The organism is Pseudomonas sp. 34 E 7 (genome assembly GCF_900005715.1).
Taxonomy (GTDB): domain Bacteria; phylum Pseudomonadota; class Gammaproteobacteria; order Pseudomonadales; family Pseudomonadaceae; genus Aquipseudomonas; species Aquipseudomonas orientalis_A.
On sequence record NZ_CVTX01000193.1, the window covers coordinates 19602 to 36955 of the forward strand.

Sequence of the window (17354 nt, forward strand, 5' to 3'; positions counted from 1 at the left end):
CGAATGCCACACCTTAAACAGTGACTCCAGGCACGGCGCCAAGGTTCAGCGCCATCAGTCAGCCTGACGCGTATTGCTGCGATACATAAATACCAGGGCCAGGGCCAGGCACAGCATCGCCACGATCCGGCTACCGGACAACTCGATCGCAGGGTTGCCCAGCCAGCCGAAGTTGTCGATCAGCATGCCCATGCCCAATTGCCCCACGATCACCGCTACCGTGGCAACCGCCGTACCCACCACCGGCACGGCACCGACCATTACCATCATGTACACCACGCCAAACAGGGCACCGGTCAACTGCCACTTGGGCACCTCCAGCAAACTGACAGCCTGGGCGGGCTCAAAGAAAAAAATCAGCAGCGCGGTGGTGAGCGCACCGACCGCAAAGGTCAGCAGGCTGCTGCGCAACACTCCGACGGTCTGACCCAGACGACCGTTAATGGCGGCCTGCACGCTCAATACCGCACCTGCGGCGACCACCACGACCAACAACACAATCAGATTCATCGCCTTACCCTCGTGCAATCAGAACAAGTGCCGCCACAATCAACGCCAGGGCTATCCAGCGCTCCACATTGACCCGCTTGCGCGCCGTGCCGAACCAGCCGAAATGGTCGATCAGCACGCTCTTGCCCACTTGGCCGGAGAGGATCGCAATCATCGTCATGGCCACACCGATATGGGGCGTGGCCAGGGTCAGCACCACCACGTACATCGGCCCCAGGAAACCGCCGATCAACTGCCAGCGCGGCAGTTGCGTGAAAGCCGGGCCCTTTTGCGGGCCGCTGAACAACAACAGCAGAAACAGGATCGCCGAGCCGACGCCAAAGATGCTCAACGTGGCCCATAAATGCCCGACCTGCACCCCCAATGGCCCGAGCAAACCGGCCTCCACCGACAGGCCCATGCCTGCCAGGATGACCAACGGCAGCAACAGCAACCGAAGCATGTTCCGCTTCGGCCGCGACTGGGCCGTACCTTCGATAGAACCTGCCTGCATACATCACCCGCACTTCAAGAAAAAAACAGGGGTGCATTATCCGGTGGTCGAGTTGTGCGATAAATGGCAGCATGCAGACAACACCTTTGCGCAAAACGCACAGCCCGGAGCCGCCATGCAAGGTTTGAACGAGTTGAGTTTCAAGGCGCTGCGCCTGTTCGTCGCGGTGCTGGACCAAGGCAGTTTTTCCGAGGTAGCGCGCCGCGAAGGCCTTGCGCCCTCCTCCATTTCGCGGCAGATCCAACTGATGGAGCAAGCCCTCGGCCAGCAGTTGCTGTACCGCCACACCCGCGCCGTGAGCCCCACCGAAGCCGGTCGCCTGCTCGGGCGGCATGCGCGGCTGATGCTCGAGCAACTGGAGACTGCCAGCCAGGCCCTGCAAGAGCAGGACAGCGAACCCAGCGGACTGGTGCGCATCAATGCGCCAATGGTGTTCGGCCAGCGCCACCTTTCGCCGTGGCTGGGGGAACTGTGCCGACGCTATCCGAAGCTGCAACTGGACATCCAGCAAACCGATACCTTCGTCGACCCGCTGCAAGACGGCACCGACCTGCTGTTTCGCATCGGCGTACTCAATGATTCCAGCATGCAGGCGCGGATCTTCGCGCCGCAACGCTTTCGCCTCGCCGCCAGCCCCGCCTACCTGGCGCGGCACGGCACGCCGCGCCATCCCGACGAACTGGTCAATCACCGATGCCTGGCCTACAAGGGCATCAAAGGCCAGGAGCGCTGGTTCTTGCGTCGCGACCAGGGCGACTGGAGCGCCTACAGCGTCAAGGGCCCGATTACCGGCAACCACGCCGACACCCTGACCCACGCCGCCGAGCAAGGCCTGGGGCTGGTGGTGTTTCCCTCCTGGCTGATCGGCGAGAGCCTGCGCGCCGGTACCTTGCAGGCGGTGCTGACCGAGTACGAGGTGGCAACCACCCTGGAGCCCCAGCAGATCGCGGCGTTATGGCCGGGCAGCCGCAGGCTCTCGCTCAAGGTGCGCACGGTGATCGATTATTTCGTGGAGTGTTTTGGGACGGTGCCGTATTGGGATCGGTGAGTTCCCCTGAACGTCGAACGGACATCTGTGAGGGGAATTCCTACGGAAAAATGTAGGCTCATTCTGTTTTTCCGGGCCAGCATTCCCTGGTACGCCGAGCTGCGGCAGACTCTCGGCGAAACCTATTTTGGAGTAATGCCATGGATGTCATGTACTGCAAACCGTCGCCCACTGAACGAGCGGCTTCAGCAGGTGGTTCAGCCATTTTTGATAGCTCACGTAGTTTTGGCTGTTTTTGGCCAAAACACGGGGAAAACCAGATGACCATCATACCTTTGGGCGAGGCAAAAAATAATCTGTCGAAATGGGTCGATGAGGCTGCCGCCGGCAAAGTCATTACCATCGCCAAGCACGGGCGCGCAATGGCGCAGCTTGTTCCCATCGGCAAGTCCAAGGCTCGGCGAATCGGCGCTATGAAAGGCAAGCTGGTCATCCCCCAGGACTTTGACGCACCGCTGTCGAAAGACCTGCTGGATGCGTTCGAAGGTGCCCATTCATGAGGGTGCTGCTGGATACCCATATTCTGCTTTGGGCACTCAATGATGACCCGAGGTTATCCAGCAAAGCGCTCAGATTGATTGAAAATGCCGCCGATGTTTACGTGAGCGCCGCGACATTCTGGGAAATGGCCATCAAGGTCAGCATGGGGAAGCTCGATGTCGATCTGGACGAAATCCGTGATCACTGTTTGGAGAGCGGGTTTATCCAATTGCCGATCACCTCAGAGCACGCTATTGCGGTCAAGGAGCTCGAGCCACATCAAAAAGATCCCTTCGATCGACTGATTGTCGCCACAGCAATTAGTGAACCCATGAAACTGTTGACCTCTGATCCGCAAGTTGCCCATTACAGCCCTCTCGCCATTCTGGTGTAGGTCATGGCCCAGCAGCAGACAGGTCACTCAGAACACCCACTGCCCGATCAACCAGGCATTCGCTCCACTGATCACCGCAAATAAAAACCATGCCAGCAATCGGGTGGGCAGGCGGTTAACGAATGGTCCCATCAGCTGCTTGTCGCCGGTCATGCGGATCAGCGGGTATAGCGCGAAGGGCAACTGCAGGCTCAGGACCACCTGGCTCAGAATCAGCAGCTTGCCGATGGCGTCGTCGCCCATCAGCCACACTCCGAGAAACGCCGGGATCAGCGCCAGCCCACGGGTGATCAGGCGGCGCTGCCAGCACGGGATGCGCAGGTTCAGGTAGCCCTCCATGATCACCTGCCCGGCGATCGTGCCGGTGAAGGTCGAACTCTGGCCGGAGGCCAGCAAGGCGATGCCGAACAGGATGCTGGCGAACGCGCCGCCCACCAGCGGGTCGAGCAGATGATAGGCGTCCTGAATCTCCACCACCTCGGTATGGCCGGTCTTGTGGAACGCTGCGGCGGCCAGCACCAGGATGGCCGCGTTGACCAGCAGGGCCAGGGCCAGCGAGCCGATGGTGTCGATGCGTGCCAGCTTGACCGCGTCCTGTTTGCTGGCCAGGTCCTTGCCGATCAGGCGGGTCTGCACAATGGAGGTGTGCAGGTAGAGGTTATGCGGCATCACGGTCGCACCGAGGATACCGATGGCCAGATACAGCGGCGCGGCATCGCTGATGGCCGACAGGGATGGGGTGAAGCCACTGAGCACGTCCGGCCAGTAGGGTTTGATCAACACCAGTTCGATGAAGAAACACACGCCAATGGTCGCAACCAGCGCCAGCATGATTGCTTCCAGTCGGCGGAAACCACGGTTCTGCAAGGCCAGGATCAACAACGTGTCGAAGGCGGTGATGACGATACCGGTGGTCAGCGACACACCGAGCAGCAGGTGAAACGCCAGGGCGCAGCCGAGCACCTCGGCGAGGTCGGTGGCGATGATGGAAACTTCCGCCAGCGCCCACTGTGTGCGTGCCGAGCGCGTGCTGTAGCGCTCGCGGCACAGTTGCGCCAGGTCCTTGCCGGTCGCGATACCCAGCCGCGAGCACAGGCACTGCACCGCCATCCCCGCCAGGCTCGCCAGCAACACTACAAATAACAGGCTGTAGCCATAGCGCGACCCGGCTTCGATGGCGGTCGCCCAGTTGCCGGGGTCCATGTAGCCGATGGAGATCAACAGGCCGGGGCCGGCGAACATCAGGGCGCGCTTGAAAAACGACGCTTTGGGGTCAACGGCAACGGAGCCGGCCACTTCCGGCGGGCAGAAGGGGGCGGTAGCAATTTTCGGCAGGCTGAATTTCACGCGGTATCCCAGGCAAACACACAAGTCAGGGCGCCAGCTTAGCAGTCCGACGCGACCGTGCGCATCACCGTCTCCCGGGGCAGGTCAAACGTTTCAACCACTTGCACCACAAGGTCCAGTTCCTGATTCAGCGCCTCACGTTCCAGGCGCTGGCGAATCACGCCGACCACCAGCACCGCCAGGGTTGTGATCGAATAAGCCGGTCCGGAAAACGCCCGTACGCCGCTGACCAGCAACATTGCGGCCGCCACCGCCTGGCCCACCACCGGAATCGCCGTGGCGGCACCGCGTCGCACAATAAACCCGGTAAGCCCGGCCAATGCGGTGCCGCTCAAGGCGGTGGTGGCCGAACGGCCAACGTTGAAACGCCTGAACAAGCCTTGCTCTTTGTGCATCGCGGCCTTGAGTTCGGCCTCGAACGCCTGACGGTCGGCAGCGCTGAGTTTGTCCTGGTACTGCTCGATCAGCGTTTGCGCAACCTGCGCTTCGATATCCGCCAGGGCAACGCTGGCAACGGCATCGTCGAACTTGATGCCCAGGCGTTGCGCCACCGCTTCGGCGATCTGCCGATAGGCCACACCGTGACCACGGGCCAGGTTCATAAAGCTGTCGCCGCCCATGCGCTGCAACTCGATGGCGAGCTTGCGCGGTTCGCGCACTCCGGCATCAATCGAGGCACTGCGCTTTTGTGCCATCAACTCGGCGAGAAATTTCAACTCATCCGGTCGCGCCTGCATCAGGATCGGGAACAAGTCCGCATCCTCTTCGGCAAAGCGCACTTCACTGCTGCGCAGGTCGGCGCGGATCATGCCCCGGCGCTCCTGCAGCAGATCGGTGTACTGCACCACTGTTTTCAACTGCGGCCAGTAGGCGGCATGGTCGAAACTGGCCAGGTGAACATTGGTGACCTTGGCCTTCAGGGCCGGCGTCACTGCGATGGCATAGCGGCCAATGCAACGCTCGGTGTCCGGTTTCATCGCCAGTGCCCAGTCCTTGCTGGAGTGGCAATTGATCACCCGCCCCCTGAGCGGCGCCGTCACCGCCTCCCACGGGCTCGACGTACAAATCGCCCCGCCCATCAGCAACAGATTGTTCAACGGCAGTTCATGGGCGATTTCAGGGCTGGCCAGCACACTCTTGACCACGATCCGCGCACCCAGAGAGTGACCGATGAGATTGATTTGCCGCACCTGGAGCGATTCGGCGTGCAGGTAGCTCGCAAGCTCGGGCAACAAGGTCCTGGCCACTTCATCGACACGCGCCTCGACACTTTTGTAATGGTCGAGAAAGTAAGCAATCGCCTTGCCCACCCCCACCGTCGCCGCGCCCAGGCCGCCTCCGCCCAGCATCGAGGCGATCACCTCCTTGAACGGCGCAAACAGGTTTTCCAGAAAGTGCCCCGCCGGCCAGAACAGCATCAGGTTGGTCGAGCCTTCAATGCCCGCCAACTGTTCCTTGAAGCCAGCCAACTGCTGCCGGCTGAAAAACGCCGAATAACCGTGAACATAGAGATTGAGCACGTCCCCCTGGGGCTCGCCGCACAGTACAAACGTGGGCTTGCGGGTACGGTGCATTTCATCCCACTGGTGCTGCATGGGGCGGTGACTCCTGGTGACGAGGGAGGAGGATAGTATCAAAGGCCAGGGTTGAACGTCGTGCCGCAGGGGGAAAAGGCCTGCGCTGGCGCCCTCTTTCTTGCGTGAACCTGCACCGCAGCCACCCCACAAGGATTCGCCGATTATCCAGGTGGATGGAAAGTCATGGCATAAATTCGGGATTTTGTTCGCGTATTGGCTGCTATAGCCTGGGTTCAGTCCTTTACCGAACCGAGGAATCACCATGAGCAAGCCCGAATTTTTTGTCACCCCAGGCTACGGCGATTACATGCGCCAGCACCTGCATTATTCGCAAGCGGTAAAAGTCGGCGATCACGTGGAAACCTCAGGCCAGGGCGGCTGGGACGATGAGTTCCAGATTCCCGCCGACCTGGCGGACGAAATCGCCCAGGCCTTCCATAACCTGGAACGCACCCTCGCGACCGCCGGCACGTGCTGGGAGCACGTGATTCACGTCAATTCCTACCACGTCGGCGGTTTTCCGCCCGAGGTCAACGAGGCGATGGTCAAGCACTACCGTCAGTACATGCCCAACCATGCGCCGATCTGGACGCAGGTGGGTGTCGAAGCCCTGGGCTTGCCGGCGATGCGCGTGGAAATCCGCGTGACTGCGATTATTCCCTGACCCCGAACGTATGAATCACCCACTCGACAAACACCCTGAGTCGCGCGCTCTGATGGCGATTGGGTGGGTAGAGAATGTGCAGCGGCGTGGCCGGGCGTGACCAGTCCGACAACACGCTGACCAATTGGCCATTGTCCACGTAGTGCTGCACGATTGACTTGAAATGCTGCCCGACGCCCAAGCCTGCCAGCAGCATTTCCTTGAGGCCGTTGCCGTCATTGCTGGAGTAGGCGCAATCGCCCACCTCGATGCACCTGCCGTCCCGCTCGAAAACCAGCGGCTGGGCCTTACCCGACCCGGCAGAGAAATAGCCGGCCTTGAGGTGGTTGTGCGCCAGGTCTTCCGGGGATACCGGCAGCCCCCGACGCGCCAGGTAACTGGGCGCGGCGCAGGTCAGGTATTGCAGGTCCGCCACTTTGCGGCCGATCATCGCCATGTCATCAAGCTTGCCGGCGCGGATCACGCAATCCACGCCCTCCCCCACGATATTGACCGCACGATCACTGATCCCCAGGGCGACGGTGATATCCGGATACTCACGATGAAAATCCACCAGCGCGGGAATCAGCAGGCAGTTGGCAAACGACGCCGGCGCATCCACCCGCAGGTGCCCGCCGGGTTTGAGCAACTGACCGCGCATGGCACTGTCCACTTCATCCAGCTCCGCCACCAGGCGACGGGCCTGCTGGCAATACTCCAACCCATCGGACGTCGGCGTCAGGACACGGGTGGTGCGGTGCATCAACTGGACGCCCAGGTGCTTCTCAAGGTCGATGATCAACTTGCTGACGGTGGAACGTGGCAGCCCCAGTTGGTCAGACGCACGGCTGAATGAACCGGTGTCGACGACACGGACGAAAGCGCGTAGGGCAAGGAGCTGGTTCATGAGGTTGACTTATCCAATATAATCGATCTTCACCTGACCACCGGAAAACGTCGCAATGATCGCCAACTCACCGCCCATCGCGCGGATGGCAGTTGCGCGACATGCCGATGTAATCCTGTGTATTCAATGCCCTAATCCAGGCAAACATGCCACCCCACGCGGCAAAAACACAATTATCACGCGGTAAAAAGCGCTCTAATACGCGCCAGTCGATTTGGTTTTGAGCATCCTGGAGTTCGTAATGCCCCATGAAGGCAACCTGTTACAAGCAGCCGTGGTATTCCTGTTCGCCGCCGTGCTGGCCGTGCCCCTGGCCAAGCGCCTGCAACTGGGCGCGGTGCTGGGCTATCTGTTCGCCGGTGTGATCATCGGCCCCTCGGTCCTGGGCCTGATCGGCAACCCGCAAAGCGTGGCGCAGTTCTCCGAATTGGGCGTGGTGCTGCTGCTGTTCATCATCGGCCTGGAGCTTTCGCCCAAACGCTTGTGGGTGATGCGCAAGGCGGTATTCGGTGTCGGTCTGGCCCAGGTGCTGCTCACCGGGCTGGTCATGGGCGTGGTGGCGCTGTGGCTGTTTGGCCAGTCATGGAACAGCGCGATTGTGCTGGGCCTGGGCCTGGCGCTGTCCTCCACCGCGTTCGGCCTGCAAAGCCTGGCCGAGCGCAAGGAACTCAACCAACCCCATGGGCGCCTGGCCTTTGCGATCCTGTTGTTCCAGGACATCGCGGCAATCCCCTTGATCGCCATGGTGCCGCTGCTGGCCGGCAGCGATCATCCGACCACCGAAGCCCAGGGCGTGCAGCACGTCTTGCAGATCCTGGGCAGCATCGCCGTAGTGATCATCGGCGGGCGCTACCTGTTGCGCCCGGTGTTTCGCATCGTCGCCAAGACCGGCCTGCGCGAAGTCTCCACCGCCACCGCGTTGCTGGTGGTGATCGGTACCGCCTGGCTGATGGAACTGGTGGGCGTGTCCATGGCTCTCGGCGCTTTCCTCGCCGGGCTGCTGCTGGCGGACTCCGAATACCGCCACGAACTGGAATCCCAGATCGAACCGTTCAAGGGCCTGCTGCTGGGTCTGTTCTTTATCAGCGTGGGCATGGGCGCCAACCTCAGCCTGCTGCTCAGCACACCGCTGGTGGTGATCGGGCTGACCTTGCTGTTGATCGGGTTGAAACTGCCGCTGTTGTACGCCGTGGGTCGCAAGGTGGGTGAGCTCAATCGTGAAAGTGCCCTGCGCCTGGGCGTGGTGCTGGCGGCCGGCGGTGAGTTTGCTTTTGTGGTGTTCAAGATCGGGCGCGACCAGGGCCTGTTCGAGCCGCATCTCTACGATGTGCTGGTGCTGACCATCACCCTGTCCATGGCCGTGACACCGCTGCTGCTGTTGATATGCCCGAAGCTGTTCAAACCCAAGGTCAAGTCGGTGGACGTACCCGAGGAATACCGCGCCATCGAAGGCGATGCACCGCGTGTGGTGATCGCCGGCATGGGCCGGATGGGCCAGATCGTCGCGCGTATCCTGCGCGCGCAGAACGTCTCGTTCATTGCCCTGGACACCTCGGTGGAAACCATCGAACTGACCCGCAGTTTCGGCGGCATGCCGGTGTTCTACGGCGACCCGCAACGCCCGGAAATCCTGCATGCGGCCAAGGTCGAACAGGCGGAGTTCTTCGTGATCGCCATGGATGACCCGGAGATCAACATCAAGACCGCCGAACTGGTGCGCAACCTCTACCCGCACATGAAGATCATCGCCCGCGCGCGTAACCGCCAGCACGTACACCGCCTGGTGGACCTGGACGCCTCACCGGTGCGTGAAACCTTTTATTCCAGCCTGGAGATGAGCCGACGCACCCTGGTCGGCCTCGGCTTGAGCCAGGCTCAGGCCGATGCGCGCATCGACCGCTTCAAGGCCCACGACCAGCAGGTCCTCGCCGCCCAGCATGCGGTGTACGACGATGCGGCCAAAGTCATGCAGACTGCCCAGGAAGCCCGTACCGAACTGGCGCGCCTGTTCGAGATGGATCGACTGCAAGAAGAGTCCGACAAGGTGTGAGGTGGCAGGTGAACGATCTTGCGATTTTTCTGACAGAATACGCCGCAATTTCGTTCATCTCTGGAGCGCTTCATGGCCACGTTCACCAAGACCGCACTGCTGCTGGCCCTCGCGCTTACCGCCGGCAGCGTATGGGCTGCCTCCAAGGCGACCACGCAAACCATCTCCACCCTGGGCGGCAAGTTCACCTTCGACCTGCCCAAGGCCTACACCGCCGACACCCTGCCTTCCGGTAAAGCCGATGATGGCACCGCCGATACCCAGGGCACCCTGTACGCCAACGCCACCACCAAAAGCGTGGTGATCGTCGCCGAAACCGTACGTAACGATGGGGTAGCCATCAAGGACAACGACCCGCAGTTCCTCGATGGCGCCGTAGCCGACTTCGTCAAGAACCAGAGCGCCGCCCTGCCCGACTTCAAGAAGCAAAACGAGAAAAAACTCACCTACAAAGGCCTCGGCCTGCGGCAAGTCGACAGCACCGCCACCCAGGGCGGCGGCAAGACGTTGAACTCCACCTTTCTCGGCGGTTCCGGCAATCAGCTGCTGGTGATCCAGGCGATTTCGCGAGCGGATGATGTAAAGGGGCATGCTGCGCTGGTCAAGCAGATTACCGGCGGCAAGTAAGCCAATCTCCAATGTCGGAGGGGGCTTGCCCCCGATAGCGGTGTGTCAGTCTCAATATCTTTGACTGAAAGATCGCTATCGGGGGCAAGCCCCCTCCCACATTTTCAACTGCGTTTCACTTCAAACTTTTCTCCAGCCAGGCTTTTAAATCCTGGATTTCCGCTTCGCTGATCGTATGGTTCATCCCGGGATACCCATGAAATTCCGGCTTCAACCCAATCCCCTCGAGCACCGCATTCGCCCGCGTCCCCAACGCATAAGGCAGCGCCTGGTCCAACGTGCCATGGCCGATAAAGATCGCCAGCTTGCCCAACGCTTCACCCTGCTTGAGCTCGGCCTTTAGCACCGGCAACACACTGCCGCTCAGGGCCGCTATGCCACGCAGCAGCTCGGGTCTGCGCAAGCCCACTTCATAGGACATGATCGCGCCCTGGCTGAACCCGACCAGAAACACACGATCACTCATGGTGTGATACTTGGCGGTGGCCTTGGCCACGAAGTCTTCAATCAGCCTGGCGCTGCTCTGCAGATCGGCGGTCACGCCATCGTAATCACCGTCACCGGGGGCCTTGGTGAACCAGCGATAGCCACGTGGCTCCACCGGCAGCGGCGCACGCACCGACAGGTAGGTCCAGGTGGAAGGCAGCGCATCCTTGATGCCGAACAGGTCTTCCTCGTTGCTGCCAAAGCCATGCAGGAAAATCACCAGCGGCTGGTTGCGTGAATCGCCCTGGGTTTGCTCCAGGTACGACAGCGGCAAGTCGGTGTGCAGGTCGGCATCCGCCTGGGCGACACCGGCCAGCAGGGTCAGGGTGAGCGCGAGCAATTTGAGCATGGGAACTGTCCCTCAGGGTTTGCGCAACAAATAGGTGTCCATGATCCAGCCATTGGCGAGCCGCGCAGCCTTGCGTACCCGTTGGATGTCTTGCGCCACATCAGCCACTTTGCCGCTGATCAGGATTTCATCCGGCGTGCCCAGGTAGGCGCCCCAATAGATGTCCAGGTCTTGATCGGCCACGCTGCGGTAGGAGTCTTCGGCATCGAGCATCACCACCAGGGTGTCGGCATCACTCGCCTGCCCCGCCGCCAGGCGCCGCCCGGTGGTGATTTCAATGGATTTACCGATCCGGTTCAACGGCACTTTATGCCGGGCCGCCAGAGCCTGCACGCTGGTGATGCCGGGGATCACCTCAAACTCGAATTCACAGCGGCCGTCGGCCAGGATCGCCTGCAGGATGCGAATGGTGCTGTCGTACAACGCCGGGTCACCCCAGGCCAGAAACGCGCCCACTTCGCCGTCGGCCATTTCCTCGTTGATCATACGCTCGAAGGTTTGCTGCTTGTCGCGGTTGAGGTCACGCACGGCGGTGGTGTAGTCGATATCACCGCGCGCGCGCTCAGGGCAATCGGCCTCGACGAAGCGATAGCCGGGCTCGGTGATATAGGTCTCGCAGATTTCACGCCGCAGGTCGATCAGTTTGTCCTTGCTCTGGCCCTTGTCCATCAGGAAAAACACGTCGGTGCGGTTCAGCGCCTTCACGGCCTGCATCGTGATGTAGTCGGGGTTGCCGGCGCCGATGCCGATGATCAAGATGCGTTTCATGGGTTGCTCTCATTGCGGAGCGTGGATTTTGCCATGATCAGGGGGTCAGGCGTGAGTTTCCAGACGCAGGCGCCAGACTGCATTGAAGCGCAGTTCGGTGCGCGACAGCGGTTCAACGTCGATCCGGTAGAACATCGAGACCGGGCACTGCATGACGAACAGCAGCGCAGCGCGGATAACGAACGGATGGGTCACTGCCAGCACATGGCCGGGCTGACGTTCCTGGGACTTGATCCAGTCCCCGACCCGCCGGCACAACTGCCCCAGCGTCTCGCCACCATGGGGCGCGGCGGCACTGTCGTTGAGCCAGGCGTTCATCTGATCGCTGTCGAGATCGCCGATAGCCTGGCCTTTCCAGCGCCCCAGGTCCAGGTCGCGCAGGGCCGCTTCGATGCACGGCTGCGCACCGAATAACGCCGCCGTCTGCCGGGCTCGTGCCTCCGGCCCGCACACCAGGCGCGCAGCCTTGGGGTAATGGCCTGCCAAAGACAGTTGCGAGCCTTGCCAGTCCATGAGCAGCGACTCGTCATCGGCAAAACGTGCCTGTTTCTGCGCCGCCGTGGCCGCATGGCAGATCAGGGTCAATCGGGTAGCCTGCACGCCATTCGCTCCGCCGGGATCAGGCTGCCAAGCCTGGCGCAGTTAACGCCTCGATGCAACGCCCGGCGACCGCGCCCTCAAGCCAATGCCGCCGCCGCAGGCACTGCCGCCGGGCTGGTGCTGGCCACAAAGTCCTCCTTGCGCAGCAGCACCAAAGCGATCAGCGACACCACCCCGGTCGCCACATAGAAGTACCAGGGCGAGGTGATGTCACCGGTCACCTTGATCAGCCAGGTGGAGATCAGCGGCGCGCTGCCGCCAAACACCGCAACGGGCACGTTGTACGCCACGGCAATCCCGGTGGAACGGATGCGCGTGGGCAGCAGTTCGCTCATCAGCGCATAGGTGGACGAAGCGTACAGGCCGAACAGAATCGCCACCGCCATCAACGGCGCGAAGAAGGTTGCCGGCGTGGCGGTCGGTGCCATCTTGAACAGCCAGAACATCGCCAGGGTCGCCAGTGTGCCGATCACCATCAGGAACGGCTTGCGCCCGTACCTATCGGTGAAGGCGCCGCCGAACGGCATGACGAAGGCCGCCGAGAAGCTGGCGACGAACACATAAAGCAAGGTGGTGCCGCTGTCGAACTTGAGAATCTTGGCCATGTAGGTCGAGGCAAAGGTCAGCACCAGGTAAAAGATCGAGCTGTGCAAGGTGATGATGAAGAACACCAGGGCAATCGCGCGCTTCCACTGCCAGACTTCGCGCAGGGGTGCGCGAGAAGTTTGCCCGGCGCGTTGCAGGGCAAGGAACTCGGGGCTGTCTTCGAGCTTGAGGCGGATGTACATGGAAATGAAGCCCAGCGGCGCGGCGATCAGGAACGGCACGCGCCAGGCCCAGTCCTGCATCATGTCGGCGCCCAGCACCCAGGTCATGCCATTGGCCACGGCGCCGCCCAGCAGCAGGCCAAGCACGGCGGTGACCATCAACCAGCAGGTGGCAAAGCCGCGTCGGCCGGGACCGGCGTATTCGGAAATGAAGCTGGTGACCGTGCCGATTTCACCGCCCGCCGAGAAGCCTTGTACACAGCGCACCAGGATCAACAGAATCGGGGCGGCGATGCCCAGGGTCGCGTACGTGGGCAGCAAACCGAGCATCACCGTGGAGCCGGTCATCATCACCAGCGCCATGATCAGGGTTTTACGCCGGCCGATCTTGTCCGCCAGCGGGCCGAAGAACAGCCCGCCCAGGGGCCGGATGAAGAAGCTCAGGGCGAACGCGGCAAAACTGGCCAGCAGGCTGGTGGTGGGGTCGTCGGAGACGAAGAACGCCTGGCCGATATAGACGGCAAGAAAGCCGTAGACGCCATAGTCGTACCACTCGATCAAGTGGCCGGAGGTGGCACCGAGAAACGCGCGGCGGCGTTTGCGGACAGTGTCGTGCGCGTGATTGCCCATCGAGGGGGACTCCTTGTCTGTTTGTCGATCCATGCTAAAACGCGGCGATACTCGCCGCTTTGAGCGATTGCCGCAAGTCGGTCTTGAGGATTTTGCCGTAGCTGTTCTTGGGCAATTCGCTGCGCCACACATATTTCTTGGGTTTCTTGAACGATGCCATGCGCGCCAGGAACCAGGCCGTCAGCTCGGCTTCGTCGAGGGGCTGGCCGCTGCGCGTCACCACAAACGCCACCACCGACTCGCCCCACTGCGGGTCCGGTTCACCCACCACGCACACCTCAAACACCTCGGGATGCTGGGCCAGCACCTCCTCGACTTCGCGCGGGTAGACATTGCTGCCGCCGCTGATGATCACGTCCTTGGAGCGATCCGTGAGGGTCAGGTAGCCGGCGGGGTCGAGGAAACCGATGTCGCCGGTCAGCAACCAGCCATCGACCAGGGCCTGGCGCGTGGCCTCGGGGTTGCGCCAATACCCCTGCATCACCGTAGCGCCACGTACGGCAATTTCGCCGCGCGTTCCCATGGGCAGCGGTTGGTGCCCGGTATCAAGGATGCGGATTTCCACACAGGCTTGCGCATGGCCGACGGACGCGGCCAGGGTCGCCCAATCAGGGCGTTGACGGTCGGCAATCAGCCCACGGGGCAGCACGCTGATGGTCATCGGGCTCTCGCCCTGGCCGTAGATCTGCACCAGGCGGGCGCCAAAGGTGTCGACAGCATCGCGCAAGTCGGCCAGGTACATCGGGCCACCGCCGTAGACTATGGTCTTGATGCCTGCGCCGCTGTAGCCCTGGCGCCGCGCCTGCTCGACCATGCGCTTGACCATGGTCGGCGCGGCAAACAGCGAAACACTGCCCAGCTCGGCCGCCAGGCCAAACAGCTCGGCGGCGTCAAAACCATTGGACGCCGGCACCACATGGCGCGCGCCGCAGCGTACGTGAATGAAGTTATAGAGCCCGGCGCCATGGGACATCGGCGCGGCATACAGCGCCGCATCGTCGGCGCTCACCGGATCGACATCGGTGGCGTAACACAACGACATGGCGATCAGATTGCCATGGGACAGCATCACCCCCTTGGAACGCCCGGTGGTGCCGGAGGTGTAAAACAGCCAGGCGAGATCGTGATCCTGGCGCGGCACCGGTTGCTCCCGTGTCGGCCCGCCAGGGTCAGGCGGCAGCACGTGGCCATCGAGCTCTGTGCAGCGCAGGGGTAGGTCCTGCGCTGAAAACACCCGGCCGCCATCGGTAAAGATCAGGCGGGCCTGGGCGTTATCGGCGATCCACGCCGCCTCGGTCGGATGCAGCTTGGCGTTGATCGGCACCGCCACCGCACCCATCCACCAGATGGCGTAGAGCAACTCCAGGTAGTCGCAGCTGTTTTTCATCAGCACCGCCACCGCATCCCCCGGCTGCACGCCGTGCTGGTCCTGCAACTGCGCGGCGCGCTGGCGCACATGGGCGGTGAAGGTGGCGTAGTCGGCCACTTGCCGGGCGCCGTCGAACAGTGCCGGGCGTTGCGGGTCGCGACGTTGGGTATCGTGCAACCAATTGGCAATGTTCATGGCTCAGTACCGGCGCGCATGCAGGACCGAGGCGTAGTTGGCCACCGCCATTCCACCCATGTTGAACACCAGCCCGAACTCCGCGTTGGGCACCGCCAGGCCGATCGGCTCGCCGGTCAATTGCCGGAACGCCAGGGCATGCATCGAGACACCCGTCGCGCCGACGGGATGGCCCTTGGCCTTGAGCCCACCGGAAAGGTTCACCGGCAAGCGCCCGCCCGCGCGCACCACGCCGCTGTCGAGTACACGGTGCCCCTCGCCTTTGGGCGCCAGGCCCATGGCTTCGTAGATCAGCAGTTCGGCGATGGTGAAGCAATCATGCACCTCGGCGAAACTCAGGTCGGCCAGGGTCACACTGGCCCCGCGCAAGGCTGAGTGAATGGCCCGCTGCGGGCCTTCAAACGCGAGGATGTCGCGCTGGGCGATAGGCAAGGTGTCATTAACCTGGGTCATCGCGCGAATCTGCACATCGCGACGAAACGCCCGCGCCCGCTTGGGTGAAGCCAGGATGATTGCCGCCGCACCGTCGCTGATCAGCGAGCAATCGGTAAGGCGCAGCGAATCGGCCACGAACGGGTTGCTCTGGGACACATTGTTGCAGTGCTCGAAATTCATCTCCCGGTGCATCTGCGCCAACGGGTTGGCCATGGCATTGGAGTGATTCTTGGTGGCAATCGCCGCCATCGAGCCCAGCGGGCTGTGGTAACGCTCGGCATATTGGCGCGCGGCACGGCCGAACAGCTGCGGGAAACTCAGGCCGGCCTCGGCGGCATCGTTCTGGTAACCGGCACCGGCCAGCGCCTGGGTGACCGCAGCCGTGGAGGTGTGGGTCATTTTTTCGGCGCCCACCACCAGCACCAACTCGGCGCTGCCGGAGAGAATCGCATTGACCCCGGCCTGGATCGCCGCCGAACCGGACGCACAAGCGTTTTCACAGCGCGTGGCCGGCTTGAAGCGCAGCCCGGGGTCGGCCTGCAGCAGCAATGACGCGGCAAAACCGTCGGGCACCAGCCCGGCATTGAAGTGGCCAAGGAACAGCGCATCGATTTGCGATGCCTCAAGGTCGGCATCGCCGAGGGCCTCACGCGTGACCTGAACAATCAGATCCTCCAGCGTGGTGCCTTCCAGACGACCAAAACGCGAATGACCAGCGGCAACGATAGACACGCAATCAACAGGCATAATCAATTTCTTCTGTTCTTCAACCGGACTTCCCCTACAATGAACCAGCTCTGGCCGCACGCCAATTCGTGTAACTACTTACATGGATAAGTAGTTACAAGGATAAGTATTCGCCAGTGAGTTGAACAACGAGGCAGGATGCCCATGACCGTGTTTACCCAGCCCTTGCAAGACCTCGAACGCCTGGCGTTCAAACTGTCCCCCGCTCCGCAGTTGGTCACCAGCAACCGCGTGATACTCGACTGCAACGACGCGTTCCTGAAACTGTTCGGCTATGCCCGCGAGGCGCTGGTCAATCAGTTGACCTTGCTGATCTACCCGTCCAAGGCCGACTACCACGCCATCGGCAAGCGCAGCCATGATTGGTTGCTCGACAGCGACAACGGTTTTTATTCCGACGAGCGCTTCATGCAGCATCGCAACGGCGAGGTGTTCTGGGCCAAATCCCATGGCTACACGCTTACGCCCAGGGACCCGTTCAAGCTGATGATCTGGCACTTCGAACGCCTGGACCGCAGTCACCAGGGCACCGGGGACTTGACGCCGCGGGAGCGCGAGATTGCCATGCATATCGTGAACGGGCTCAAATCAAAGGAAATCGCCCTGCGCCTGGGGATTTCCCACCGCACGGTTGAAGTGCATCGGGCACGGTTGATGAGGAAATTGCAGGCCAAGACGGTGGTGGAGTTGGTGTCGAAGATTATTATGGTGGCGTGAGGGGGGTCTTCGGTTGGGTTTGTTGGTTTTGGTGGGAGGGGGCTTGCCCCCAATGACGGCCGAACAGCCAACGCGTATTTACCTGACACTCCGAGGTCCAAATGTGGGAGGGGGCTTGCCCCCGATGGCGGCCTCAGGGCCGACCAGGATGTTGGATCAGATCGAGTACATATCCGTTTCTGCGGTAACGGCTGCTTAGGGTTCCGCCCTGACGG

General features: G+C 61.9%; 19 protein-coding genes. 7 read left to right on the forward strand and 12 right to left on the reverse strand.

Features of this window, described 5'->3' with window-relative positions:
• Positions 1 to 54 precede the first annotated feature (54 nt).
• Together BFP96_RS27970 and BFP96_RS27975 are read right to left on the reverse strand one after the other, a co-directional pair.
• Positions 55 to 510, reverse strand: a complete 456-nt coding sequence (locus tag BFP96_RS27970) for a DMT family transporter (protein WP_065884704.1) — start codon at positions 508 to 510, stop codon at positions 55 to 57.
• Positions 511 to 514: 4 nt separating this feature from the next.
• A complete protein-coding gene (locus BFP96_RS27975) occupies positions 515 to 1003 on the reverse strand; it encodes a DMT family transporter (protein ID WP_065897141.1) in 489 nt (162 codons plus the stop codon).
• A gap of 115 nt (positions 1004 to 1118) precedes the next feature.
• Here BFP96_RS27975 and BFP96_RS27980 point away from each other — a divergent pair, with 115 nt between their 5' ends.
• From BFP96_RS27980 to BFP96_RS27990, 3 genes are all read left to right on the forward strand, one after another.
• Entirely contained in the window at positions 1119 to 2051 is a 933-nt protein-coding gene (locus BFP96_RS27980) for a LysR family transcriptional regulator (protein WP_065884706.1), read from the forward strand.
• Positions 2052 to 2191: 140 nt separating this feature from the next.
• Positions 2192 to 2551 (forward strand): type II toxin-antitoxin system Phd/YefM family antitoxin, encoded by a 360-nt coding sequence (locus tag BFP96_RS27985; protein WP_170876043.1) that lies wholly within the window; start codon positions 2192 to 2194, stop codon positions 2549 to 2551.
• Positions 2548 to 2925 carry a type II toxin-antitoxin system VapC family toxin gene (locus tag BFP96_RS27990; RefSeq protein WP_065937422.1) on the forward strand — a complete coding sequence of 126 codons (378 nt, stop codon included), beginning with the start codon at positions 2548 to 2550 and terminating at the stop codon, positions 2923 to 2925. Before BFP96_RS27985 ends, BFP96_RS27990 begins: the two co-directional genes overlap by 4 nt.
• Positions 2926 to 2952: 27 nt before the next feature.
• On the opposite strand, the gene BFP96_RS27995 is transcribed toward BFP96_RS27990, so the two are convergent.
• Both BFP96_RS27995 and BFP96_RS28000 read right to left on the reverse strand, forming a co-directional pair.
• Entirely contained in the window at positions 2953 to 4272 is a 1320-nt protein-coding gene (locus BFP96_RS27995; protein WP_065937423.1) for an Nramp family divalent metal transporter, read from the reverse strand.
• A 38-nt stretch (positions 4273 to 4310) separates the two neighbouring features.
• Positions 4311 to 5867 (reverse strand): DUF726 domain-containing protein, encoded by a 1557-nt coding sequence (locus BFP96_RS28000; protein ID WP_065934718.1) that lies wholly within the window; start codon positions 5865 to 5867, stop codon positions 4311 to 4313.
• Between the two features lie 244 nt (positions 5868 to 6111).
• On the opposite strand from BFP96_RS28000, the gene BFP96_RS28005 reads away from it, so the two are divergent.
• The gene (locus tag BFP96_RS28005) at positions 6112 to 6513 is read left to right on the forward strand and encodes a RidA family protein (protein ID WP_065937424.1); all 402 of its coding nucleotides are present in this window, start codon (positions 6112 to 6114) and stop codon (positions 6511 to 6513) included.
• Here the strand turns inward: BFP96_RS28005 and BFP96_RS28010 are convergent.
• On the reverse strand, positions 6503 to 7399 hold the full coding sequence (locus BFP96_RS28010) for a LysR substrate-binding domain-containing protein (protein ID WP_065894264.1): 897 nt from the start codon (positions 7397 to 7399) through the stop codon (positions 6503 to 6505). The genes BFP96_RS28005 and BFP96_RS28010 overlap by 11 nt on opposite strands.
• A 67-nt stretch (positions 7400 to 7466) precedes the next feature.
• Entirely contained in the window at positions 7467 to 7649 is a 183-nt protein-coding gene (locus BFP96_RS30750; protein WP_130138709.1) for a hypothetical protein, read from the reverse strand.
• Here BFP96_RS30750 and BFP96_RS28015 point away from each other — a divergent pair.
• Positions 7641 to 9449, forward strand: a complete 1809-nt coding sequence (locus BFP96_RS28015; RefSeq protein ID WP_065894262.1) for a monovalent cation:proton antiporter-2 (CPA2) family protein — start codon at positions 7641 to 7643, stop codon at positions 9447 to 9449. The two genes, BFP96_RS30750 and BFP96_RS28015, sit on opposite strands and share 9 nt — an antisense overlap.
• 72 nt (positions 9450 to 9521) lie before the next feature.
• Positions 9522 to 10076 carry a hypothetical protein gene (locus tag BFP96_RS28020; protein WP_065894261.1) on the forward strand — a complete coding sequence of 185 codons (555 nt, stop codon included), beginning with the start codon at positions 9522 to 9524 and terminating at the stop codon, positions 10074 to 10076.
• A 115-nt stretch (positions 10077 to 10191) separates the two neighbouring features.
• Here the strand turns inward: BFP96_RS28020 and BFP96_RS28025 are convergent, their stop codons facing one another.
• The 6 genes from BFP96_RS28025 to BFP96_RS28050 all read right to left on the reverse strand — a co-directional run bounded on the left by BFP96_RS28025 (position 10192) and on the right by BFP96_RS28050 (position 16422).
• Positions 10192 to 10911, reverse strand: coding sequence for an alpha/beta hydrolase (locus BFP96_RS28025; RefSeq protein ID WP_065937425.1), 720 nt, complete (start codon positions 10909 to 10911; stop codon positions 10192 to 10194).
• Between the two features lie 12 nt (positions 10912 to 10923).
• Positions 10924 to 11679: a precorrin-6A synthase (deacetylating) gene (cobF, locus tag BFP96_RS28030; protein ID WP_065884716.1), complete on the reverse strand. Its 756-nt coding sequence runs from the start codon at positions 11677 to 11679 to the stop codon at positions 10924 to 10926.
• A gap of 45 nt (positions 11680 to 11724) precedes the next feature.
• Positions 11725 to 12279, reverse strand: a complete 555-nt coding sequence (locus BFP96_RS28035) for a histidine phosphatase family protein (protein ID WP_065937426.1) — start codon at positions 12277 to 12279, stop codon at positions 11725 to 11727.
• Positions 12280 to 12356: 77 nt separating this feature from the next.
• On the reverse strand, positions 12357 to 13676 hold the full coding sequence (locus BFP96_RS28040; protein ID WP_065894258.1) for an MFS transporter: 1320 nt from the start codon (positions 13674 to 13676) through the stop codon (positions 12357 to 12359).
• Positions 13677 to 13710: 34 nt separating this feature from the next.
• The gene (locus BFP96_RS28045) at positions 13711 to 15240 is read right to left on the reverse strand and encodes a class I adenylate-forming enzyme family protein (protein ID WP_065937427.1); all 1530 of its coding nucleotides are present in this window, start codon (positions 15238 to 15240) and stop codon (positions 13711 to 13713) included.
• Between the two features lie 3 nt (positions 15241 to 15243).
• Positions 15244 to 16422, reverse strand: a complete 1179-nt coding sequence (locus tag BFP96_RS28050; RefSeq protein ID WP_065897151.1) for an acetyl-CoA acetyltransferase — start codon at positions 16420 to 16422, stop codon at positions 15244 to 15246.
• Positions 16423 to 16566: 144 nt separating this feature from the next.
• On the opposite strand from BFP96_RS28050, the gene BFP96_RS28055 reads away from it, so the two are divergent.
• On the forward strand, positions 16567 to 17139 hold the full coding sequence (locus tag BFP96_RS28055) for a LuxR C-terminal-related transcriptional regulator (RefSeq protein WP_065884721.1): 573 nt from the start codon (positions 16567 to 16569) through the stop codon (positions 17137 to 17139).
• Positions 17140 to 17354 lie beyond the last annotated feature (215 nt).